This window comes from Synechococcus sp. A15-127 (assembly GCF_014280215.1).
Lineage (GTDB): Bacteria > Cyanobacteriota > Cyanobacteriia > PCC-6307 > Cyanobiaceae > Parasynechococcus.
Genome location: NZ_CP047948.1, coordinates 281,083 through 300,764 on the forward strand (window position 1 = coordinate 281,083; position 19,682 = coordinate 300,764).

23 protein-coding genes and 1 pseudogene are annotated in these 19,682 nt (G+C 64.4%); 11 read left to right on the forward strand and 13 right to left on the reverse strand.

What is annotated here, in order from left to right:
• Positions 1–66: 66 nt before the first annotated feature.
• Complete coding sequence (locus tag SynA15127_RS01415; RefSeq protein ID WP_006172424.1) at positions 67–186, reverse strand: photosystem II reaction center protein I; 120 nt, start codon at positions 184–186, stop codon at positions 67–69.
• Between the two features lie 37 nt (positions 187–223).
• Between SynA15127_RS01415 and SynA15127_RS01420 the strand changes: the two genes are divergently transcribed.
• Complete coding sequence (locus SynA15127_RS01420; RefSeq protein WP_255475535.1) at positions 224–3,205, forward strand: glycoside hydrolase family 38 C-terminal domain-containing protein; 2,982 nt, start codon at positions 224–226, stop codon at positions 3,203–3,205.
• Here the strand turns inward: SynA15127_RS01420 and psbN are convergent.
• Positions 3,193–3,333 (reverse strand): photosystem II reaction center protein PsbN, encoded by a 141-nt coding sequence (gene psbN / locus SynA15127_RS01425; protein WP_043697267.1) that lies wholly within the window; start codon positions 3,331–3,333, stop codon positions 3,193–3,195. The genes SynA15127_RS01420 and psbN overlap by 13 nt on opposite strands.
• A gap of 84 nt (positions 3,334–3,417) precedes the next feature.
• On the opposite strand from psbN, the gene psbH reads away from it, so the two are divergent.
• Genes psbH through SynA15127_RS01445 form a run of 4 tightly spaced genes read left to right on the forward strand, consistent with a single transcriptional unit; the run spans position 3,418 to position 4,744 of the window.
• Positions 3,418–3,618, forward strand: a complete 201-nt coding sequence (gene psbH, locus SynA15127_RS01430) for a photosystem II reaction center phosphoprotein PsbH (protein WP_006849996.1) — start codon at positions 3,418–3,420, stop codon at positions 3,616–3,618.
• Positions 3,619–3,627: 9 nt separating this feature from the next.
• Positions 3,628–3,861: a TatA/E family twin arginine-targeting protein translocase gene (locus SynA15127_RS01435; RefSeq protein ID WP_043694585.1), complete on the forward strand. Its 234-nt coding sequence runs from the start codon at positions 3,628–3,630 to the stop codon at positions 3,859–3,861.
• Positions 3,862–3,869: 8 nt separating this feature from the next.
• Positions 3,870–4,490, forward strand: coding sequence for an aminoacyl-tRNA hydrolase (gene pth / locus SynA15127_RS01440; protein WP_186484731.1), 621 nt, complete (start codon positions 3,870–3,872; stop codon positions 4,488–4,490).
• A complete protein-coding gene (locus SynA15127_RS01445; RefSeq protein WP_043694593.1) occupies positions 4,487–4,744 on the forward strand; it encodes a DUF3146 family protein in 258 nt (85 codons plus the stop codon). Before pth ends, SynA15127_RS01445 begins: the two co-directional genes overlap by 4 nt.
• On the opposite strand, the gene SynA15127_RS01450 is transcribed toward SynA15127_RS01445, so the two are convergent.
• The 4 genes from SynA15127_RS01450 to rph form a co-directional block, all read right to left on the reverse strand.
• Positions 4,722–5,162 (reverse strand): resolvase, encoded by a 441-nt coding sequence (locus SynA15127_RS01450; RefSeq protein ID WP_186484732.1) that lies wholly within the window; start codon positions 5,160–5,162, stop codon positions 4,722–4,724. The genes SynA15127_RS01445 and SynA15127_RS01450 overlap by 23 nt on opposite strands.
• A complete protein-coding gene (locus SynA15127_RS01455) occupies positions 5,159–6,358 on the reverse strand; it encodes a DUF3084 domain-containing protein (protein ID WP_186484733.1) in 1,200 nt (399 codons plus the stop codon). Before SynA15127_RS01455 ends, SynA15127_RS01450 begins: the two co-directional genes overlap by 4 nt.
• A gap of 27 nt (positions 6,359–6,385) precedes the next feature.
• Positions 6,386–7,105 carry a global nitrogen regulator NtcA gene (gene ntcA, locus SynA15127_RS01460; RefSeq protein ID WP_186484734.1) on the reverse strand — a complete coding sequence of 240 codons (720 nt, stop codon included), beginning with the start codon at positions 7,103–7,105 and terminating at the stop codon, positions 6,386–6,388.
• Between the two features lie 67 nt (positions 7,106–7,172).
• Positions 7,173–7,907, reverse strand: coding sequence for a ribonuclease PH (gene rph / locus SynA15127_RS01465; protein WP_186484735.1), 735 nt, complete (start codon positions 7,905–7,907; stop codon positions 7,173–7,175).
• Positions 7,908–8,015: 108 nt separating this feature from the next.
• On the opposite strand from rph, the gene SynA15127_RS01470 reads away from it, so the two are divergent.
• Positions 8,016–8,615 (forward strand): cob(I)yrinic acid a,c-diamide adenosyltransferase, encoded by a 600-nt coding sequence (locus SynA15127_RS01470; RefSeq protein WP_186484736.1) that lies wholly within the window; start codon positions 8,016–8,018, stop codon positions 8,613–8,615.
• Positions 8,615–9,208, forward strand: coding sequence for a dCTP deaminase (dcd, locus tag SynA15127_RS01475; protein WP_043694612.1), 594 nt, complete (start codon positions 8,615–8,617; stop codon positions 9,206–9,208). The genes SynA15127_RS01470 and dcd overlap by 1 nt, the downstream gene beginning before the upstream one ends.
• Here the strand turns inward: dcd and thyX are convergent.
• Together thyX and SynA15127_RS01485 are read right to left on the reverse strand one after the other, a co-directional pair.
• Positions 9,205–9,927: an FAD-dependent thymidylate synthase gene (thyX, locus tag SynA15127_RS01480; protein WP_186484737.1), complete on the reverse strand. Its 723-nt coding sequence runs from the start codon at positions 9,925–9,927 to the stop codon at positions 9,205–9,207. The two genes, dcd and thyX, sit on opposite strands and share 4 nt — an antisense overlap.
• A 59-nt stretch (positions 9,928–9,986) precedes the next feature.
• Positions 9,987–10,532 carry a thioredoxin domain-containing protein gene (locus SynA15127_RS01485; protein ID WP_186484738.1) on the reverse strand — a complete coding sequence of 182 codons (546 nt, stop codon included), beginning with the start codon at positions 10,530–10,532 and terminating at the stop codon, positions 9,987–9,989.
• Positions 10,533–10,594: 62 nt separating this feature from the next.
• Here SynA15127_RS01485 and SynA15127_RS13460 point away from each other — a divergent pair, with 62 nt between their 5' ends.
• A complete protein-coding gene (locus tag SynA15127_RS13460) occupies positions 10,595–11,098 on the forward strand; it encodes a hypothetical protein (RefSeq protein WP_255475536.1) in 504 nt (167 codons plus the stop codon).
• A 141-nt stretch (positions 11,099–11,239) separates the two neighbouring features.
• Here SynA15127_RS13460 and SynA15127_RS01490 read toward each other — a convergent pair.
• Positions 11,240–13,015: pseudogene (locus SynA15127_RS01490) on the reverse strand (transglycosylase SLT domain-containing protein); the annotation flags it as partial.
• Positions 13,016–13,129: 114 nt separating this feature from the next.
• On the opposite strand from SynA15127_RS01490, the gene SynA15127_RS01495 reads away from it, so the two are divergent.
• A complete protein-coding gene (locus tag SynA15127_RS01495; RefSeq protein ID WP_043694625.1) occupies positions 13,130–13,321 on the forward strand; it encodes a hypothetical protein in 192 nt (63 codons plus the stop codon).
• A gap of 77 nt (positions 13,322–13,398) precedes the next feature.
• Positions 13,399–14,793: a phosphoglucosamine mutase gene (glmM, locus tag SynA15127_RS01500; protein WP_186484739.1), complete on the forward strand. Its 1,395-nt coding sequence runs from the start codon at positions 13,399–13,401 to the stop codon at positions 14,791–14,793.
• Here the strand turns inward: glmM and SynA15127_RS01505 are convergent.
• From SynA15127_RS01505 to SynA15127_RS01520, 4 genes are read right to left on the reverse strand one after another with little or no spacing between them, the layout of a single operon-like run.
• The gene (locus SynA15127_RS01505; RefSeq protein ID WP_255475537.1) at positions 14,780–15,757 is read right to left on the reverse strand and encodes a BadF/BadG/BcrA/BcrD ATPase family protein; all 978 of its coding nucleotides are present in this window, start codon (positions 15,755–15,757) and stop codon (positions 14,780–14,782) included. The genes glmM and SynA15127_RS01505 overlap by 14 nt on opposite strands.
• Positions 15,712–16,995 carry an IctB family putative bicarbonate transporter gene (locus SynA15127_RS01510; RefSeq protein WP_186484740.1) on the reverse strand — a complete coding sequence of 428 codons (1,284 nt, stop codon included), beginning with the start codon at positions 16,993–16,995 and terminating at the stop codon, positions 15,712–15,714. Before SynA15127_RS01510 ends, SynA15127_RS01505 begins: the two co-directional genes overlap by 46 nt.
• 3 nt (positions 16,996–16,998) lie before the next feature.
• The gene (gene trmB / locus SynA15127_RS01515) at positions 16,999–17,709 is read right to left on the reverse strand and encodes a tRNA (guanosine(46)-N7)-methyltransferase TrmB (RefSeq protein ID WP_186484741.1); all 711 of its coding nucleotides are present in this window, start codon (positions 17,707–17,709) and stop codon (positions 16,999–17,001) included.
• A 12-nt stretch (positions 17,710–17,721) separates the two neighbouring features.
• A complete protein-coding gene (locus tag SynA15127_RS01520) occupies positions 17,722–18,999 on the reverse strand; it encodes an FIST N-terminal domain-containing protein (protein ID WP_186484742.1) in 1,278 nt (425 codons plus the stop codon).
• A 68-nt stretch (positions 19,000–19,067) separates the two neighbouring features.
• Between SynA15127_RS01520 and SynA15127_RS01525 the strand changes: the two genes are divergently transcribed.
• Complete coding sequence (locus SynA15127_RS01525; protein WP_186485521.1) at positions 19,068–19,679, forward strand: DUF3177 family protein; 612 nt, start codon at positions 19,068–19,070, stop codon at positions 19,677–19,679.
• Positions 19,680–19,682: the final 3 nt, after the last annotated feature.

Genomic DNA, 19,682 nt, shown 5'->3' on the forward strand with positions numbered 1-19,682 from the left:
GTGAGCCGATCAAAGAACCTGATCCAGCGGACCAGTGTTTTGCGCGGTCCTGATTGGTTCCCGGATTCAGTCTTCCAAGTCCTTGCGGCTTGGCGTGCGGCTCGGGTCGCTCGCCAGGAAGCCGAACACGAAGATGCCGATGAAGAAGAAGACGACCGAGTAAACGGAGATCTTGAGGGCGAGCATGGAGACCGACCGGCGTCTGTTTAAGCGACATCATCTTATGGGGCAAGACAGGGTCACTTCAGGGTCGGACTCGCTGCGGGCCGGGCGATCGGAGTGGATTGAAACGTTTCGACGTCGCTCACGCCTCGATCTGCAGGCTCGCTGGCGGCGCAGCGGCCCCGGTGATCGCCCTCCCCATCTCGGTGATGCCTGGGGCCAGGAGCACCGTCCTGACTGGGCTGCGCGCGGACTTTTGATCTGGCCGCGCGGACGTGGCTGGATCCGTCTTGAGCAGAATCTGTCCTGGCCGCAGAGCTGGAGTCGATCTCGTGAAAGTCGCGGACGTCTCGCCCTGAGCTGGTGGGCTGAGCGGATGCGGCTCTGGGTGGATGGGGAGCTCGTGCATGAGGGAGACCTCTTCGACACCGTCTGTCGTTGGATCGTTCCCGATCGCTGTCGCGAGGGGAAACCGCTGCGGCTGCTTCTGGAGCTCAGCAGTCCTCTGCACGATGACGGCGCTCTGATCAGCAGCTGTCTGAATCTCGAGCCGTGTTGCGAGGCGTCGGACCCAGATCGGGTCTTGCTCCCTGAGGCATTGCAGCTGCACCTCGCTGCCGGTGGAGACCTGCCGGCGCAGTGGCAACAGCTGGATCCCCTTTCCCTGCAGGCCCTGGATGCAGTGGAGAATCATCTGGCCCGTGCTGAGCCGGCACCGGGATCTCTGCACTGGCTGGGTCACGCCCACCTCGATCTGGCCTGGCTATGGCCGGTCGCCGACACCTGGCAGGCTGCGGAGCGCACATTCCGGTCCGCACTGCACCTTCTGCAGCGCTGGCCTGAGCTCCATTTCGCCCATTCGACCCCGGCCCTCTACGAATGGCTGGAGCGGCATCGGCCGGCACTGTTCGCCGGCGTGCGTGCCGCCAGCCGAGCCGGGCGCTGGGAACCGATCAATGGTCCCTGGGTTGAAACGGACTGCGTGCTGGTGAGCAGTGCGTCGCTCTGGCAGCAGTTCCACCTGGGGCAGACCTACAGCCGGCGCGTCTTCCCGGAGTGGACCCATGAGTTGGCCTGGTTGCCGGACAGCTTCGGGTTCACCGCCGGTCTGCCGGCCGTGGCGGAGCGCACAGGTGTGCGTTGGTTCTGCACCCACAAGCTGGCGTGGAATGCTGACCAGCCCTTCCCCCATCGTCTGTTCCGCTGGCGCAGCCGTGGCGGTGCTGAGCTGTTCGCTCTGATGCTGCCGCCGATCGGCCGGCGGGGTGAACCGCTGGACATGCTGAATGAACAGCGGGATTGGCAGCTGGCGACAGGGTTGGACCGGGCGCTTTGGATCCCGGGAGTGGGAGATCACGGCGGCGGACCGACCGACGAGATGCTCGATCAGATGCGCCTCTGGGACGCCATGCCCCAGGCGCCCAAACGGAGTGCTGGAACGGTGAGGGATCATCTGGCTTCCCTTGAGCCGCACGCCGGTCGTCTTCCTGTCTGGCGGGATGAGCTGTATCTGGAGCTGCACCGCGGCTGTGCCACGAGCCGTCCGGACCAGAAGCGACATAACCGCACGCTGGAGCGGTTGCTGCGTGAGGTGGATGCCGTCGCTGCCCTGAGGGGATGTGAAGGGACGGCAGGCGAGATGGGGGACTGGAAACCGCTGTTGTTTCAGCAGTTTCACGACATCCTTCCAGGAACCTCCATCCCGGAGGTGTTCGACCAGGCCGAAGCGGTCTGGCGTTCAGCCCGGAGGAAGGCGGTGTCTCAGCGTGACCATCAGCTGCGGCAGTTATGCGAGGGCTCGGCTTGCCCTCCCCGCTGTTGGGAGACCTGGCTCTGGTTCGGTCTGCAGCCGTTGGCGCGCTGGTCGCCCCTGCTGCGTCTGCCTGCCGGGGCGTGGTCGGCGGCTGACATGGTTCTGCCGCGACAGGCGTGTCCCACCGGGGGAGTGTGGGTGCAGCTACCCCTTCAGAGGGGGATCAGTTCAGTCGTTCTCAACCGATGCGATGCATCAGCGGTTGAGGTCGTTCCAATCCGGGCTCCGGTGAAGCTGCAGCGACTGGATGGCGATCGCTGGAGGTTCAGCAATGGATTGCTGGAGGTGGACTGCGGGCCGGGAGGGCTGCTCCAGTTGCGTGACAGTCAGGGGGTGGCTCAGCTGGCAGGTCCGCTGCAGCTGGCCCGCTTCCAGGACCGCGGGGAGTTCTGGGACGCCTGGGATCTTGCAGCGGAGTACCGCCGCCATCCCCTGGCGGTTGAGCTGCTGGGGCCATGCCAGCTGCTGGAGCGCGGCCCCCTGGTGGTCCATGTCGTGCAGCGTTACCGGCTGGGATCGAGTGTCATGCGTCTGGACATGCGTCTGCAGGCCGACTGCCCCTGGATCGAGCTGATCTGCAGCATCGACTGGAGCCAGAGCCATGAACTGCTTCGTCTGGAGCTGTCTCTTGGCTCCGCAGCGGTCCGTTATGCGGCGGACTCCGCCGGCACTGTCCTGGAGCGTCCGGCGATGGCATGCACGTCGCGGGAGCAGTCGCGATGGGAAGTGCCTCTGATCTCCTGGCTTGCCACCCAGGCGAACGCCCCTGGGGGTGGACTTGCCGTCCTGCTGGATGGACCCCAGGGGGTGGATGTGGTGCCCGAACGGATCGGTGTCTCCCTGCTGCGCGGTCCGACCTGGCCTGACCCTGGGGCGGATCGTGGTTGGCACCGTCAGCGACTGGCTCTGATGCCGGTCACCGGCTCATGGAGCAGCGCTTGCGTGCCACAGGCGGCGATCGCCTTCCGGGAGCCGGGCTGGAGTGGTCCTCTCGCCGGACACCCGACGTCGCGGCGATGGTTGCCAGCTCTCGCCGGGGAGCTTGTTCCTGTGGCGCTGCGGCCGGAGGATGACGGCCTGGGCCTCCGCTGTCTCAATCCAGGGCCATCGCGCTGCCGTTGGGAACCCAGGGAAGGCTGGCTCGTGTCCCGCCAGGGGGGTGAACCCAGTCAGGCCATCGAGCTACTGCCGGGGGAGCTTGCCGATCTGCGGTTGGTTCAATCCTCGTGATCGTCGAACGGGTCATCCAGCGCCTTGGATGGGGGACCGAATGCCTGATAGACACCAAAGCCGGTGAGGCTCAGCAACACAGCCAGCACACCGATCGCCACCGACATGGCCGGGGAAGACGTTTCCATCACATCTCTCGACAGGATCGACTCCAAGCCGGAGCCGGCCCCTACAGTATCGGCACTTTTCACCACCCGAGACCAAGCGTCGCCATGGCTCAACGCACCCGTCTGGGAGACCTCCTCCGCCCTCTGAACTCCGAGTACGGCAAGGTCGTGCCTGGCTGGGGAACCACCCCAGTCATGGGGATCTTCATGGTGCTCTTCCTCGTCTTTCTGCTGGTGATCCTTCAGCTGTACAACAAGTCCCTGATCCTGGAAGGCATCAACGTCAACTGGAACGGCCTCGGCTGATCGGTTGTCATGAATGTCTTCGGCGTCGGCCTCCCTGAGATGGCGGTGATCGGCGCCGTTGCCTTGCTTGTCTTCGGTCCCAAGCGTCTTCCGGAACTCGGCAAGACGCTGGGAAAAACGCTGAAAGGATTTCAGTCCGCCTCCAAGGAGTTCGAGCGGGAGATCAACAAGGCCATGGCCGATCCCGAGCTCGAGGATGGCTCCGGAGACTCCCCCCAGGACAACGATTCACCCCAGGTCTGATCCGGCCAATGTCCGCAGATCTGAGGCTGGTGGTCGGTCTGGGTAATCCAGGGCCGAAATATGCGGGGACCCGCCACAACATCGGGTTCATGGTTCTGGAGCGGTTGGCCTCTCGGGAGGGTGTTCAGTTCCATCAGCAGAGCAAGTTGCACGGCCTGGCCAGCGAGGTCGGTCATGGCGAGGCTCGCTTGCGCCTGTTGATGCCCCAGACCTACATGAACGACAGCGGTCGATCGATCAGAGCTGCGCTCGATTGGTTCGGACTGACAGCTGATCAGCTGCTGGTTCTGGTGGATGATATGGACCTCCCTCTGGGCCGCCTGCGACTGCGTGCTCAGGGCAGTGCAGGCGGTCACAACGGACTGCGCAGCACGATTCAGCATCTCGGCGGGCAGGAGTTCCCTCGGCTGAGGATCGGAATCGGTGCCCCTGCGGACACTCCCGATGAGCGACGGGCCAGAACCGTGTCGCATGTGCTCGGTGCTTTCAGCAAGGTCGAGGAACCTTGTGTGGATGCTGTGCTGGATGCCGTTCTTGATGGTCTGGGACGCATTCAGCGCCAGGGCATGGAACGGGCCGGCAACTGGATCAATGCCTACCGGCCGCAGAGCGTTGCCAGCGGCGGATGACAGCGCTCCCCGCCACCACTGCCCACCTCCGGGTGCTGCGCCAGTGCTTCAGCGAGCAGTGCGTTGAGGGGGAGGTGGCGGCCGGAGGCTTTCAGTGGCAGTTCCGCTGGGCGTTTGATTGCGGTGACCTGACCGTGGAGCCCTCCCTGGGGCGGGCTCTGATCCAGGACGCTCTGCGTCGATTCCTCGTGCGCTCGGATTATCGACTTGAACCCGGCGGTGATTACACCTTCACCGTTCGGGCCCGCTTCTGAGGCGCTGTTTCGCACCCGACCAACGGCACGGTGTTCCCAGGCTGTCCTCCACCATCACAAGGGCGGCGATCGCATCGAGCTCCTCGGGTGGGATCAGCAGGCCGCGGGGTATCAGCCGCTGCCACCCCCTGGGAGGCCACAGCTCCCAGTAGCGACGGCGGGCTCGCAGGGTGGTGCCGTATTCATTCACCTGCTGAACAGGAGCGAGGGACTGCAGCTTCGGCAGCCATGCCGCACTGCCGGTGCCGTCACCCAGCACGATCCCGTCCAGTCCTCCGGCGACCTGCCAGTCGCTCAGCCGGTCCAGAACCTGCTCACAGATCACGACAGCTCCGCCGAGCACCTGGAGGGATTCGGTGTCCACGAGCACGAGGCCGCATTTGCTTCTCCCGGGATCAACACCGGCCAGTCGGGTCATGGGCTGACCCGAAACGCCACCAGCACCGGATCGCCACTGTCACTGTCGCTCTCGGCGATCACCTCAAGGGTCAGATCCCCCTCTTCTGCGGGGCGGTCCACCAGAGCCATGCCGAGCTGAGCGAAGACCGTCCCGTCGAACTGGAGTCCTTCCACGAGGGAGCCACGACGCTGCACCTCGGCGAACGCAGAGGCGAGCAGAAGGTTCAGGCGTCGGCGGACCATCTCCGGTGATCGATCCTGGTCCGGGAGGGTTGCCGACGCCAGTACTTCGCCGCTGCGACTGATGCGCCGGTTCGGTCGGACGTCAGGAAAGGCATAGACGATGGTCTCCCCGAGCAGCACGTTGGTGGCAGAGCGGATCGAAACCACCCATGTGCCTGGCTTGCTGATGATCGTCCGCAGACGCTGCACATCGTTCCGGGGAACCAGGAGGATCTGTCTGTCGGGGGTCTCACCGGGTCGGACCTGCTGGTAGGCCGTGAGATTCGCGTCCTGCAGCAAACGGTCGATCACCGTCTTCGCCTGTCCTGCACTCTCCAGTCGGATGGTGGCTGTGGCCAGAGCCTCTCCGCTGCTGAGAACCACGGAACCGCGGCGCAGGGCGATCAGGTTGCGCTCCAGCTCCTTGAGTTCCGCCTCACCGGCTTGGATGCTGGCGCGAACCCGCTTGAGTTCCTCCTCGGTGCGGCGGATGTCTGCATCCCGGACCTTGATGTCCCTGTCCCGCTGCTGAATGTCGCGACTGAGGCGCTGCTGCTCGGCCTCCAGCCGGACGCGCTGCTGCTGCAGAGGCTCCAGCTCCTCACGAAGTGTCGCTGCCCGCTGCTTGGCCGTCGACAGCTCGGCATCGATGCGTTGCGTCTGGGCAATGGCCTGACGACGTTCTTCCTCGGCTGACTCCAGGGCACCTCTGTTCTGCCGCAGCTGTCGGCGGCTGTCCTGAAGTTTCTGTTGCAGTCCGTCGAGCTCAAACAGCCCAACCCGTAACTGACGGCTGACCAGCAGCATCAGACCGAGGGACAGCGCACTGATCAGGCTGCCGGTGAGCACCGTGATCAGCACCGCCGTCCGTCGCGGTCGCATGTTGAACAGGCTGAGGCGTGCCTTGCCGACACGGCTGCCCAACCTGTCGCCCAGAGCTGAAAGCACGCCGCCGAGCACCAGCAGCGCGATGATCAGCAGCCATCCGCTCACGGCGTCACCTCCCAGTGGGGCCGACTCTCAGCTGAACCGCTTGGCCAGAGCAATCGGATCCAGAACCGTGATCTTCTTGCGGTCAATCTGAACGAGACCGGATTGACGCAAGTCTCCCAGGAGTCGGGTGATGGTGACCCGCGTTGAGCCGATCGCCTCGGCGATGGCCTGATGGGAGAGACGGAGGTCGATGGTGATGCCGAGTTGGTCCGGCACGCCGAAGTCCCGGCAGAGCACCAGCAGAAAACTCACCAGGCGGGAGGACATGTCCCGGTGCGTGAGGGTCTCGATCATTGTTTCGGTCTGCAGAATCCTGCTGGAGAGACCCTGAAGCAGCCTGAGCCCGACTGCGGTGTCGGCCTCGATCGCGGCACGGACTGAGCCGGCCGGTGCCGTCACCATCTCCACCCGTGTGAAGGCGACAGCGTGATAGAAGCGATCGGAACGGTGGCCGGTGAGCAGCGACAGCACTCCGAAGAGGCTGTTCTCACGAAGCAGAGCGACGGTGATCTCTTCGCCAGACTCATAAACCCTGGAAAGCCGCACGGCACCGCGACGGATCAGGTAGACCCGCTCGGCGGGATCACCTGGAAAGAAGATGGTCTTGTTTCGTTCGACAAGTTCCGTGCTGGCGCCGTCCAGATCTCTGATGACATCAAGCAGCGAGCGGGATGAGCTGACCGGCTGGTCCTGGGCCGAATGAGCCGGAACGGCGACGTAACGGCTGAACCCACTGCTGGTTCCCAACAATCCGTTTCGACTGGTTAAAAGTTAAGGATCGACCCTGTTCAGCTGTGTAGCCGTTATTACGCAATCAGCTGCGGCTGCTCAGGGCATTGCTCTGGGCGGCCAGAAGGGCGTCTAGCCCGGGCTGCGCCAGATCCAGCAGGACGTTCAGCTGCCCGCGGCTGAACGGAGCTCCTTCGGCCGTGCCCTGGATCTCCAGAAGACTCCCGTCGCCTGAGGCCACCACATTCAGATCAACGTCAGCTTGGCTGTCTTCGCTGTAATCCAGATCCAGCAGCGGCCTGCCCTCCAGGAGCCCGACGGACACCGCTGCCACCTGACTCCGGATCGGCTGGCGCTCCAGGACCCCCTGGGCGATCAGACGGTCACATGCCAGCTGAAGAGCCATCCAGGCCCCGGTGACCGACGCGGTTCGGGTGCCGGCATCCGCCTGGACCACATCACAATCGATCAGCAGGCTGCGTTCTCCAAGAGCTTCCAGGTCCACCGCGGCGCGCAGGCTGCGGCCGATCAATCGCTGAATCTCCTGGGTGCGGCCGGAGAGTTTGAGCAATTCGCGCGACTGGCGCTGAGGTGTGGAGCCGGGCAGGAGCCGGTATTCAGCGCTGATCCAGCCCAGTCCGTTCCCCTTCCGCCAGCGCGGCACCGACTCTTCAAGGCAGACGCTGCATAGAACTGCGGTGCGTCCGGTGCGCACGATCAATGAACTGAGAGCGAACCCCATCGGATCCCAGCTCACTTCAAACGGCCGAAGGGCATCAGGACGACGCCCATCGGCTCGGGTCTCGGAGGGATCCACCATGAACCTGATTTCACAGCACACCATCGGTAGTGTCAATGCCCTTGTGGAGTCGCATCGCGCCGCTACATTCGAGGTCTGCAGGGTGTATCCCTGGTGACACCCGACGCGATGACCGCAAGCCTGACCACCAGCCATCGATCCTCTGGAGCCCTGACCGGGGATCGCCACGCGCTGGAGAGGGCCGGTCTGCGTCCGCTTCCGCCGCTTCCCGCACCCGCGCCGCTGCATCTGGTGGCTCCAGAGGGCCAGCTGCAGGTGCATACGGCCTCCTATCGGGGCAGTTTTTCCAGTGTTCTCAGCCAGGCGATGCGGGCGGCAGGGCTCGGCAGCCGCGTTCTGATCGCCCAGTTCCTCAAGGGGGGGGTGAAGCAGGGGCCGCAGGGCTGTGTGTTGCTCTGTGGCGGCCTCACCTGGCTGCGTCCGGATATTCCGGCGTGTCTTGCAGAACCCGATCAGCCTGGTGGTTCCGAGGCCGTCGATGCGGTCTGGCAGGCCTGCCGGCGCCATCTCGCTGAAGGCGACCTTGATCAATTGGTGCTGGATGAGGTCGGTCTCGCGGCAGCGCTCGGCTACCTGAAGGAAGATGAGCTTCTGTCGAGCCTGCAACAGCGTCCAGGCTCCATGGATGTGATCATCACTGGGCCGGCGATTCCTTCCAGCGTCATGGCCATGGCGGATCAGGTCACCGAACTGCGCAGGGGTTTCTGATGCTCAAGAACGATCGCTGGATCACCGAGCAGGCTCAGAAGGGCATGCTCGAGCCCTTTCAGGCAGGTCTGGTGCGCCATCTTGATCCTGAGCAACGTCTGCGACCGGTTCTGAGCTTCGGATGTTCCTCCTACGGCTACGACCTTCGCCTATCCCCGCAGGAGTTCATGATCTTCCGGCATGTGCCCGGAACGGTGATGAACCCCAAGCGGTTCAATCCCGCCAATCTGGAGCCCACGCCTCTGCATGAGGACGAGGACGGTGGCTACTTCATCCTTCCAGCGCATTCCTACGGCCTCGGTGTCGCCCTGGAGAAGCTTCGGGTGCCCGCCAACATCACGGTGATCTGTCTCGGCAAGAGCACCTATGCGCGGCTGGGCATCATCGTCAACACAACGCCCGCTGAAGCGAGCTGGGAAGGGCATCTGACGCTTGAGTTCAGCAACAGCTCCGGTGCTGACTGCCGTATCTATGCCAATGAAGGCATCTGTCAGCTGCTGTTCTTTGAGGGGGACCCCTGCGACACGACCTACAGCGATCGGCAGGGTAAGTATCAGCATCAGCCGGAGCGTGTCACCCTGGCGCGCATCTAGGGAGCCAGACGCGCTCTGTGCAGCCGGCTCTTCTCATACCACTCGGCGAACTGCGGAGCCCAGTCCACCAGATGCGGCCACATCAGGTCGCAGAGTCTGCGGATTTCCAGCTGAGCATCGAGCTTCGCCCGCAGATCCATGAAGTGAAGGAAAGCCCTCAGGCTGAAGCTCACGATGAAATGCTGGCGGTAGTCGAAGGGAAGGATGCCGCGGGCATGTTCCTCCGCAAATCCGGCACGGAGCAGATCCCTGTAACGCTCCGCTGATTGCTGGCAGTGATTGAGATCAAGTTCACGCTCCGCCTGGCTGTAGAGGTATTTCTTCCCCTGTCGGTCGCTGTAGTCCCCGACAGGTCGTAGGTAGAAGACCTCCTCCAGGGGCAGTTCGCCGTCCGCAGCCCGGCAGATGCGCTCGCCGGTGTATCGCATCGACTGCACATCGAAACTGACGCCCACCCGATGCGTCCGGGCCTGTTGCATCACCGAATGCGGAAACCATCCGACGTTCAGAACGATCTGAGCATGTTCGAGCGGACCGAAATGGCCCCGTTCCCCGGCAAGCAGCCGTTTGATGCAGATCTCGCCAGCCCGTTGTTCGTCAGGCCAGCTGTCCCGATCAGCGGCCACAAAACCCTCGCTGTAGTCCTGATGCATCGCGGCATAGATGCATTGCTGCGGATTCGGCGTGGCGGCGATCAGATCGACTCGGAAACGCTCCATGGCGTGCTGTTCAGCAGCTCGGTCCTGTGATCATGACGGTGATGGCCCAGTCATGCTCGTCAACCGTGGCTGCGGGGTCCGGTTCTGTTGGTACTGGCCAGATCCTCAAGGGTGCTCGTGCTTCCGATTCCCTGAAGTGCTGGGACGGGGGTGCCGTTGATCAGGGCGTCACCAAGCGCCAGGAGTTCCTGCGGAGACCGCACGCCAATGGAACGACCACGAGGCTGACCGTCCGCTGCGAAGAGGTTCAGCTGGGGGATGCCGTTGACCTCGTACCGGTCCACCAGATCGAGCCAACGGGGATTGTCGACATTCACCAGCACCACGTCGAGGCGATCCCGCGTGGATTTCTCCAGGCTCAGCATCCCTGGAGCCATCTCCCGGCAGGCCTGGCACCAGTCGGCATAGAACTCGATCAGCGTCGGCTGGCCATTGCTGAGCGCGACATCAGGATCCAGAGAACGCCGTGCCAACTGCTCCATCGGGGATTCGCTCTGCAGGCCACCGCGCAGAACAAGGAGGGCCAACGCGAGCGCGAAGGCCACCGCCAGCAGAAGGCCTTTCTGGAATGCTCCCAGGCTGGCTGGTGGTGGGCTGGCAGACATGACGGACTCCGTTCGGGTGCACTCTGACAGGGCTCTCCGAAGGCTGTGGCTAGCGTTTGGCCATGCCGATCCTGAGCCTGTTCACGCTGCCCTTCCGGGCTCCTCTGCTGGGGGGGCTCTTCCTTGTAGCGCTGGTGATGGGCAACCACTGGACCGTCAATCAGAGCATCTACGCCCAGAACCAGTCGATCAGCGTGAGTGTGTTCTGGCTGATCCAGCTGGTTCAGGTCATCGCCGTGGTGGTCGTCTTCACGATCCCTGATCTGCTGATGCGTCAGGTGTCGATGCTGATGGCGTCCAGCCGCGTGATCAGCCTCGTGGTCACCCTGCTGATGGTGATCGTGCTGGGGCTGTACGTGATGCGGCTGCACCGTTTGACCGACGTGATGATCCTGGCTTCAGCCGTTCTGCTCGCGCGGCTGGATCTGATCAGGATCGGCATCGTTCCGCCGCCCCTGCTCACCATCATCGGCTTCACGGCTGTTCTGCTCTCGGGGATCGGGCTCGGTTGTGCCCTGCCCAATCCGGCCGGCACGCTCCTCACAGAAGCGGCGGTTCCGCTCTAGGTACCCGAGCAGATTGTCCAGAACCTTCTTGGTGTAATAACGGGTCTCAGGGTATGGAATCCGTTCTACCCAGAGCTCCGGGTCCAGAGCCAGGGTCTGTGGTTGCCAGTCACTGACGGCGCCGGGACCTGCGTTGTAGCTGGCGACCACCAGCATTGGATCGCCTTGCCATCGCTCCATCAGCTGACGCAGGTACTGCGCGCCGAGGCGGATGTTCAGGCTGGGATCGGCGAGGTCGGCATCGCTCAGGTTTCGGCCTGCGAGCTCTTCGGCAGTGGTGGGCATCAGCTGCATCACGCCCCGCGCCCCGGCGACGGAGCTCACTCCAGGCGAGAACCGTGACTCCTGCTTGCTGATGGCCAACAGCAGATCGTGAGCCACATCGTGTTGCTCCGAAGCCGCCAGAAAGTCCTCCTGAAACGGTCGTGGCAGCTGCTGGCGTTGCAGCAGCAGTCGTTGGGAGCAGTTCGGTGAATGCCACCGCAGGCTCAGGCGCCACAGACGCTCAAGTCCAGTCCAGGTGTTCCCGATCGCCAGTCGCAGACGTCCCTCCACCAGCTGCTCATGCCGGGACAGCGGCTCGACGGTGTCGGTTGTGCTGCGCCATTGCTCCCAGGCCTGATCGACGAGTCCTAGGCGCCAGAGCCTGTTGACCATGGGATCCGCACTGTTCAGTGGAGTCCAGACATCCGGGACCGAGGTGGAGTTGGAGCCCTCGCCAAGATCCAGGCCTGTCTGTTTCCCGAGACGGACCCTGGCCCGCCACCGGTAGTAACCGGAACGCTGCCCATCGATGAGCCGGCGCCAGATGCCGTTTGCGGCATCTGGATTGCCGAGCCGCTGTTCAGCAAGTCCATGCCAGAAGAGCCGACGTCCCTCCAGTGCCTCGGGCATCGCTCCGTCCGGCAGAGCTGTCAACCAGTTTCTGGCGTCACCCCATGCGCCATCGAGCAGGGCCTCCCGTGCCAGATCCCATTGCAGCTGCCAGCTCGCCGGATCATCAGGCCAGCGTGTCAGCACCTGGGCTCCCCCCCTGCCGGCAGCCAGCCGGACACGGGCGGCTGCAATTGCAGCTGATCGCTTCTGCAGGCTTTCGGGCAAGGCATCCAGCAGGTCGGGGTCAGGCCGGAGTGGTTCGCTCAGCAGGCGTGCGGCTTCATCACTGGCGGAGTCCATGGGGAAACGCCGGGTGAGATCCAGCAGCAGCTGTTCCCCTTCCGAGCGCTGTTCACGTCCTCCAGCCAAGAGCGCGCGTCCGATGGCCAGAGCGGTCCCCGCCGCCGGCTGCTGCTGCTGCAGGCAGGCGAGCCCTGCTGTTCCGTCTCCCAGTTGCGCGAGACCACGGGCCAGCAGCTGACGTTGCTCCCGATCCGGTGCACCGGTGCCGTTGGCATCACAGGCAGCGCGAAGCCTCGCTGCGCTGCCGGGCCACTGCACTCCCCAGCGGGCCAGATGCAGAGCACCGCGATGGCCATGCACCGGATCCGCTTCCAGAGCCCGGGCCGTTGCCAGCGCGGCGGGATGACGCGGTTGGACTGTCAGAAGCTCCTGCTGCAAGAGGGGTTCGACTTCCCCGAGACGGCTTCGCCCCCAGGCGGAGGCGGTCTGTTCCGGGAAGCGTCTGATCACATCTCGCCACAGCTTCAAGGACGTCTGGGAAGCCCCCAGTCGCTCTGCCGTTTCCGCCGCCAGGGCAAGGGACACGGCTGCCAATGGGGCCGTGCCCCAGCCTTGACCCTGCAGCAGCCGTCGGCGCCGGTTGAAGTCTCCAGCGCTGCGACCTGTCATTAGCAGAGCGGCCTCACGGCGTTGCTCCGGGTCGAGCGATCGTCGATAGACGCGCCACAGCTCCGCATCTGTTGCCGTTGGGTCGAGCCGATGCCGGTGCTGGCGCAGCTGCTGCTGACCAAACATCATCGCCAGGAGACTCACAGCGGCCGTCCCGATGAGCAGTGCAGCTCCGAGCCGGGACCCTGTCGCCACATCTTCCCAGAATCTGATGCCATTGTGTGGCCCAGGTTGCGACCGGCGATGCCTTCCTCACGACCGGGACGCCGTCAGCGCTGGCGCACGCTGCTGGTGCTGCTGATCGCCACGACGATCTGGGCCCTCCGTTGGCTCTGGCCGCTTCAGATGCTGCCGGGATGGGTGCTGGCCTTGATGTTTGCCTGGGCGGGCATCGAGTTGATCGTGCTCATCTGGAGGCCGCATCGCTGGCGTTGAGGGCGGAGCTGCACCTGTCCCCGGACGTCCGGTCCCCTGAAACAACGCCCGTAGCCTGAAGGCCACGATTGAGACTCATGGCTCAAGCCGCTGTCCCGCCCATTGGACCCTCACTGGGTTCTTCGGTTCCCGGGTTCGGGACGGATGGGATTCGAGGCCGGGTTGGCTCGGTGCTCACCCCGGCGTTGTGCCTGCAGGTGGGCTACTGGTTCGGGCGAGCACTGTCCCAGCCAGGGCCTGTGCTGATCGGGATGGACTCGCGCAGCAGTGGCTCGATGGTGGCTTCGGCTCTGACGGCCGGTCTCACAGCGGCTGGTCGGGAGGTATGGAGCCTGGGCCTCTGTGCCACGCCGGCCGTGCCACTGCTAATCCGTCAGGTCGGCGCTGCCGGCGGTCTGATGGTTTCTGCGAGTCACAATCCCCCGGAGGACAACGGCATCAAGGCCTTCGGTGCGGATGGCACCAAGCTGGGTAGTGATCTTCAGGCCCGCATCGAAGCCGGTCTCCGCGGTGAAGCAGAGGTGGGTGACTCCGATGGGTCCCGCTGCGGTGCAGCGCATCAGCGTTCCGATCTGCTCAGCTCCTACCGCGAAGCTCTGCTGGCCTCGGTGGGTCCAAAACGGCTCGATGGTGTGCCGATCGTTCTTGATCTCTGCTGGGGTTCCGCGACGGCCTGTGGGGCCGACGTCTTCGAGGCCCTCGGAGCTGATCTGACAGTTCTGCACGGCAAGCCCGACGGAGCTCGCATCAACGTCGCCTGCGGATCAACCCAACTCGATCCTCTGCGGCAGGCAGTGGTCGAACGGGGTGCTGCGATGGGCTTTGCGTTCGATGGCGATGCCGATCGGATGCTGGCGGTGGACGGCCGCGGCCGCGTCGTGGACGGTGATCACGTGTTGTTTCTCTGGGGCTCAGTGCTTCAGCAGCAGCAGACGCTCCCTGATCAGCGTCTCGTGGCGACGGTGATGTCCAACCTCGGTTTCGAGCGGGCGTGGCAGCAACGCGGAGGTCTGCTGGATCGCACTCCCGTGGGTGATCAGCACGTGCACGCTGCGATGGTCGCCAGTGGTGCAGCCCTTGGCGGAGAGCAATCCGGCCATATCCTCTCGGCATCCCATGGGCTCTGCGGGGATGGTGTGCTGACGGCCCTGCAGTTGGCCACGCTTTGTCACGCCCAGGGGATCAGTCTCTGCGACTGGCTGGATCGGAGTTTTCAGGCCTTCCCGCAGAAATTGGTGAATGTGCGGGTTCCGGATCGCAGCCGTCGCAAGGGCTGGGCCAGTTTCCCTCCTCTGAGTGATGCGGTCCGCTCTGCGGAGGAGGCCATGGGAGACGAGGGGCGAGTGCTGGTGCGTGCCAGTGGAACGGAACCTGTGCTGCGGGTGATGGTGGAGGCTGCCGATCAGCGGATGGTCGAATCTTGGACGACCCATCTGGCTGCCGTCGCGGATCGGCATCTCAACGCTGCCTGAGGTCGCGGGCCAGGGTCAGGGCTCCATCGCAGGCGTCCCCGGAGGCAGCACTCCATCGAGCCTGAGGAAGTTGATGGCTCAGCACTTCCTCGATCATCCGGCGGTAGCCGTGCAGATGCTCGATTGCACCCCCACGGGCGGCGAGCTGGGGAGCGGCAAGCTCGAGTCGGCCTCCAACCGTGATGACGCACTCGGTGAGGGCATGAGCCGAGCGTCGCAGGATGTGGGATGCCTCCACGAGTCCTTCCTCGGCTGCTGTCACCACCAGAGGAGCCAGAGCGGCAAAGCCGGCAGCCCCGAAATCCGGATTCACCACCATGGCTTTGACCTGGGCACTGCTATGGCAGTGCATGGCGTGCCAGAGCCGCTGCCTCAGGGGATGGTCCGGCAGACGGCCGTCCGCCATGCGAAGGCTGAGCTGCAGACCCTGATGGCCAAGATCAAAGGCGCCCCCGGCACCATCCAGCAGCCAACCCCAGCCACCGCTGCGAGCTTCCTCTCTCCTGGCATTGCATCCGATGCAGATCATGCCGGTGCCACTGATCAGCACGATTCCCGGGCTGTCCGGGAATGCCCCGTGCAACGCCGTGCGCTCATCACCTGTCGCCAGCACATGGTCTGGTGGCATCAACAGCTCCTGTGCGAACAGGTCGCCGGCCCGGTGCTGAAGCTCCGTTCCCTGCTCGATCCCACTGGCACCGATGACGGCGGCATCGAGCTCCAGCGCATGCCTCTGGCCAAGCGCGGCCTTGAGACTGCTGCCCACGGCGTCCCGGAAACGGGCGGCACCGTCGGGGGCGTCAAGGTGACACACGCCGGAACCCTGGCCTTCGCAGACGGTCATCCAGCCGTCAGCTGTCCAGCGGCTGATTCGGCAGCGGGTTCTTGTCTGTCCGGCGTCGAATCCTGCAAACAGCATCACGCTTCGCTCGGTTGGGCGGCCAGGGTGGCCAGGCAGAACCATCCGATCAGCTGCACCTCAGGACGGAAGAAGATCGTGTCTGTGATTCCCTGGCTGAGCAGTCCGGTGATGGCGGCCAGGCTGGCCAGAACGGCACCGGCAGCCGGTTGCGGCAGGGTCAGACCTCGGAGCCCGCGTTGCAGTGCGCTCCAGAGCAGTCCGAGTCCGGCGATCAATCCCGGCAGGCCCATCTCCACCAGCAGCTCAAGCGGCACCGAATAGGCGCTCAGGGCGTTGAATTTCGGCTGCTGATACAGCGGGTAGACGCTGTTGAAGGCTGCATTCCCCGGACCGATTCCCAGCCAGGGTCGATCCTGGACCATGTCGATCGCCGCCAGCCAGACGTTGATCCGGAAGTTGTTGGAGCTGTCTCCGCGACCGGCCAGAAGGCTGGCGACCCGGGTTCGGATCGGCTCGAGCTTGGTGGCGGCCACGGTCAGCAGGGCTGCAGCCAGCAACAGCACGGCGAGGGGGAGGAGGCGGCGCCAGATGGGTGGCCAGTGGCGTGTGGTGCGAAGGATCAGCAGAAGCATCAACGTCGCCAGCCCGGCGAGCATGCCGATCCAACCGCCACGGCTATAGGTCCAGACGGTCGCTGCCACCCCGAGAATCAGCGTTGTTCCGGCGAACAGTCGGCTGCCGATTCCCTTCCAGCGCAACAGGGCGACAGCAGCCAGAGGCAGCAGGGGCAGCAGATACCCCGCCAGCAGGTTCGGATTGCCGAGTGGACCGTAGATCCGGATGGTTCCAGTGCTGATCGAGTTCGGATCCGCCCAGCTGGCCAGTTCCTCGGTGGAGGCATACAGCTGCCTCAAGGCCAAGACACTGCTCAGCAATCCACCACTGAGCAGTCCCGCCAGCAGGCGATCCCACCAGGCGGGATTGCACGCAAGCAGTTTGCGGATCAAGGCATAAACGCTCAGGTAGCTGAGCAGTTTCAGCAATCCCTTCGCCGCGGCCATGGGGACTGGTGAGAACCCCGTGGTTAGAACGGCGATTCCGAGAATCAGCAGCAGCCAGCCACTGATGGTTCCGATCTCCTCCGGCGGGCTGCAGAGAGACCACAGCAGCCAGAGCAGCGCCACGGCCGCGATCACCAGGGACAGGCCCCCTCGCGTGAACAGGGGCAGGCCCGTGAGCAGCAGCACCAGCACACCGCCGCTCAGCCATTCCAGCCGCTGCAAAACGAGGTCTGCCGGACGAAGCAGACCCTGCCAGCGCAGCAACAGCGGTTCAGCCATCGTTCAGGGGGCCATGCCGGCGTCTTCAGCGGGATTATCAATCTCCTGCCAGCGGCTTTCCAGCACATCGCGATCGGGTAAGGGGTCTTTGTTGCGTCGGTACAGCACCCGATACACCGGCATGGCCTGGGCGAGCACGTAGCGCTCCCGTTCCGTGGGCACCGGCAATGGGGTGTCCTTCCGCCAGGGGCGCTGGTCCTGCTCCGGACGCTCAAAACAGCCGCAGAGTTCGGTCAGGGCCACCATCGGTTCGATCACGGCCAGCACGTCGCTCTGCAGGAACAGCTCTCGGCCGGGTTGCAGGGCTGCCGCCATGGCGAGCAGCAAGGCGGGCTGCAGGACACGACGCTTGCGGTGGCGTCGCTTGAACCAGGGATCGGGAAACTGGATGGACACCCGTTGGAGGCGATCGTCCGGCAGCGCCGCCATCCACGCCTCAAGGCTGATGTTGGCATTGCAGAACAGCACGCGCACGTTGCCGTGCTCGCTGGCCATCGCGTCGCGATCAGCAGAGACCACAAGCGGGCGTCGGATCTCCACACCCAGATGATTCCAGTCGGGCTTCAGCTCCGCTAGGCCCAGCAGGCAGCGACCCCGCGCGCAGCCGATGTCGAGATGGATCGGCAGGTCCGGATTGCGGAACAGCTCCTGCGGCGGAGGCAGCTGCAGCGGCAGCTGGAAAAAGCGGCTGAGGGGATTGACGTGCTGGCGCAACGGTTCAGAGGGTCAGTCGTCAGTCGGGGAGGGGATCTGTCGCAGCAGTCCCCAGCAGGCGGTGTAGCCATGCAGATGCGTGGCTCCGGCAACAGGGCCGATCTCTCCATTGCAGAAGGCACCTGCCACAGGCAGCCCGGGCATCACCGTTCTGGCCAGAGACACATCTCCATCGGCTTCCCCGAACAACCCCTTGCCTCGACCCAGGCAGGCCATCAACAGACCGAAGTGGGCCTGAGTCCCCTCGCGATCCTGGCCGGCGGCCTCGCGCAGCAGCATCAGCGCATCCTGTCTCGAGGCCTCCGCTTCCCGCAGCTGAAACTGCACGTTCTGCCCCGGTCTCACCTTGTCGGCCACAGCCACGGCTCCGTTGCTGGGATCGACACCGATGAGGTTGCGCACCAGGAAGGCACCTCCGTCCCGGCGCGTGCCGTCGGCCATCAGCTGCAGATCACGCCTCTCGATACCCAGAAACAGCGAGTGACGGACGAGATCGCGCTCCTGATCGGTGAGATCCGCCAGGACCTCCTGAAGACAGGCCACCGGACTTCCCCGCCGCTCACCGTGACTGAGTTCAAGCAGCACGTTGCGTTGAACCTGTTCGATCGCGAACACCGGCCCGATCGGTCGGCATCCCTGGGCCACCACGGTGTCCAGCGTCCAGTCGCCACCGATCGAACAGACCACAGCTCCCGTCAACACCTGATCGTTGAGAAACAGAGATCCGTGAGGAGCGTTGTGGGGGCAGGCGATGCCGCCGATCTTGCCGGCGGCGGGGTAGGCGTAATCCAGTCCGCTGATCAGGTCGTTGATGGTTGTGCTGGTGGGATCGATCAGCACGATCTGGCTGCGGCAGCGCGTTGGCTCGATTCCGGTCCATTCCTGCCACGACTGGGCGGAACCATCCAGATCAGGGAGATTGTCGGTCGTCAGTGCAGAGGCCTGCAGCTCGACTCCTGGCAGGCCGAGCAGCGTCACGCTCAGAGCGGCTGTCTGTTCCAGTTCCGACGCGGTTCCACCCGCGGTCGTGCCGATCACCCCCCCACCTGCGCATCCAATCCAGAGACGCGCCTTCAGACGGCTGCGCAGCATCGGGAGAAGTCGCGGCAGGTCGCTGGCGTAGCCGACCGACGCGAAGACAAGTGCCAGATCCGCATCACCCCGACGGCCGAGCTGGTCAGTGACGTCCTGAACGGCCTCATCGAGCGAAGCTCTGTTGGACAGAGCTGTTCGGCAGGTGGGCTTGGCGGAGGCAGCCCGGAACCAGTCGAGGGGTGAGAACGTCGCCATGGACCGGACCCTATCAACCCTGATGGTCGGTAGGGCCATCGATAATGACGCGACTTCGACTCTGCGCAGTGAACGAGCTGTCCTATCGAACGCTGGTGTGGCTCACTTACCGCCTTGCGGCCACGTTCGCGCTCGGGTTGCCTCTGGTGCTGCTGGTCTGGTCAGCTCTTCGGCGCGAAGCATCCCTTGTGCGGTTGCTGACTCTCTACTGGAAAGTGGCCAGCCTGATGGGGATCAGCATGCTGCTGCTGACGGATCAGCGGCCCCTGGGATATCTCACGGCTGTGATCGCTCCCCTGCTGATGGCCGTCTCCGTCTGGTTCTGGGTGGATCTCAACGAAGAACTGGAGGACCTTCCTCTCTGGCGTCCTCTGCCTCTGACGGTGCGACTGTGGCGCTGGGCCCTGAGTGGATTTGCCATCGTGAGTGTCGCGATGACCACCACCGCACTGGGGTGCATGCAGCAGGGCGGAAGTGCTGATTGTCTGGCCTGGCAAGAGGCTCCAAAGGGGGTCCACAGCGTGGTGGAGATCGTGTTCGACTTCGTGTTCGGGGGGCAGTGGACCGAGGCGGTGGCTGCCTTCATCGGGTACGTGGCGCTGGTGGCTTACCTGGCCGGTCTGCTGCAGTGGCTGCTGGTCCGTCTGCCCCGCCAGGGGCGGGTGGCTGGGGGCTTCTGAGCG

Coding starts and splice junctions, on each gene's coding strand:
- SynA15127_RS01445 (WP_043694593.1), top strand. CDS start 4,487: ATGACAGCGCTCCCCGCCACCACTGCCCACCTCCGGGTGCTGCGCCAG.
- SynA15127_RS01450 (WP_186484732.1), bottom strand. CDS start 5,162: ATGACCCGACTGGCCGGTGTTGATCCCGGGAGAAGCAAATGCGGCCTC.
- pth (WP_186484731.1), top strand. CDS start 3,870: ATGTCCGCAGATCTGAGGCTGGTGGTCGGTCTGGGTAATCCAGGGCCG.
- SynA15127_RS01510 (WP_186484740.1), bottom strand. CDS start 16,995: ATGGCTGAACCGCTGTTGCTGCGCTGGCAGGGTCTGCTTCGTCCGGCA.
- SynA15127_RS13460 (WP_255475536.1), top strand. CDS start 10,595: ATGCCGATCCTGAGCCTGTTCACGCTGCCCTTCCGGGCTCCTCTGCTG.
- SynA15127_RS01505 (WP_255475537.1), bottom strand. CDS start 15,757: ATGGTTCTGCCTGGCCACCCTGGCCGCCCAACCGAGCGAAGCGTGATG.
- thyX (WP_186484737.1), bottom strand. CDS start 9,927: ATGGAGCGTTTCCGAGTCGATCTGATCGCCGCCACGCCGAATCCGCAG.
- SynA15127_RS01420 (WP_255475535.1), top strand. CDS start 224: ATGGGGCAAGACAGGGTCACTTCAGGGTCGGACTCGCTGCGGGCCGGG.
- SynA15127_RS01520 (WP_186484742.1), bottom strand. CDS start 18,999: ATGGCGACGTTCTCACCCCTCGACTGGTTCCGGGCTGCCTCCGCCAAG.
- psbH (WP_006849996.1), top strand. CDS start 3,418: ATGGCTCAACGCACCCGTCTGGGAGACCTCCTCCGCCCTCTGAACTCC.
- SynA15127_RS01435 (WP_043694585.1), top strand. CDS start 3,628: ATGAATGTCTTCGGCGTCGGCCTCCCTGAGATGGCGGTGATCGGCGCC.
- SynA15127_RS01415 (WP_006172424.1), bottom strand. CDS start 186: ATGCTCGCCCTCAAGATCTCCGTTTACTCGGTCGTCTTCTTCTTCATC.
- SynA15127_RS01495 (WP_043694625.1), top strand. CDS start 13,130: ATGCCTTCCTCACGACCGGGACGCCGTCAGCGCTGGCGCACGCTGCTG.
- psbN (WP_043697267.1), bottom strand. CDS start 3,333: ATGGAAACGTCTTCCCCGGCCATGTCGGTGGCGATCGGTGTGCTGGCT.
- SynA15127_RS01470 (WP_186484736.1), top strand. CDS start 8,016: ATGACCGCAAGCCTGACCACCAGCCATCGATCCTCTGGAGCCCTGACC.
- dcd (WP_043694612.1), top strand. CDS start 8,615: ATGCTCAAGAACGATCGCTGGATCACCGAGCAGGCTCAGAAGGGCATG.
- rph (WP_186484735.1), bottom strand. CDS start 7,907: ATGGTGGATCCCTCCGAGACCCGAGCCGATGGGCGTCGTCCTGATGCC.
- glmM (WP_186484739.1), top strand. CDS start 13,399: ATGGCTCAAGCCGCTGTCCCGCCCATTGGACCCTCACTGGGTTCTTCG.
- SynA15127_RS01485 (WP_186484738.1), bottom strand. CDS start 10,532: ATGTCTGCCAGCCCACCACCAGCCAGCCTGGGAGCATTCCAGAAAGGC.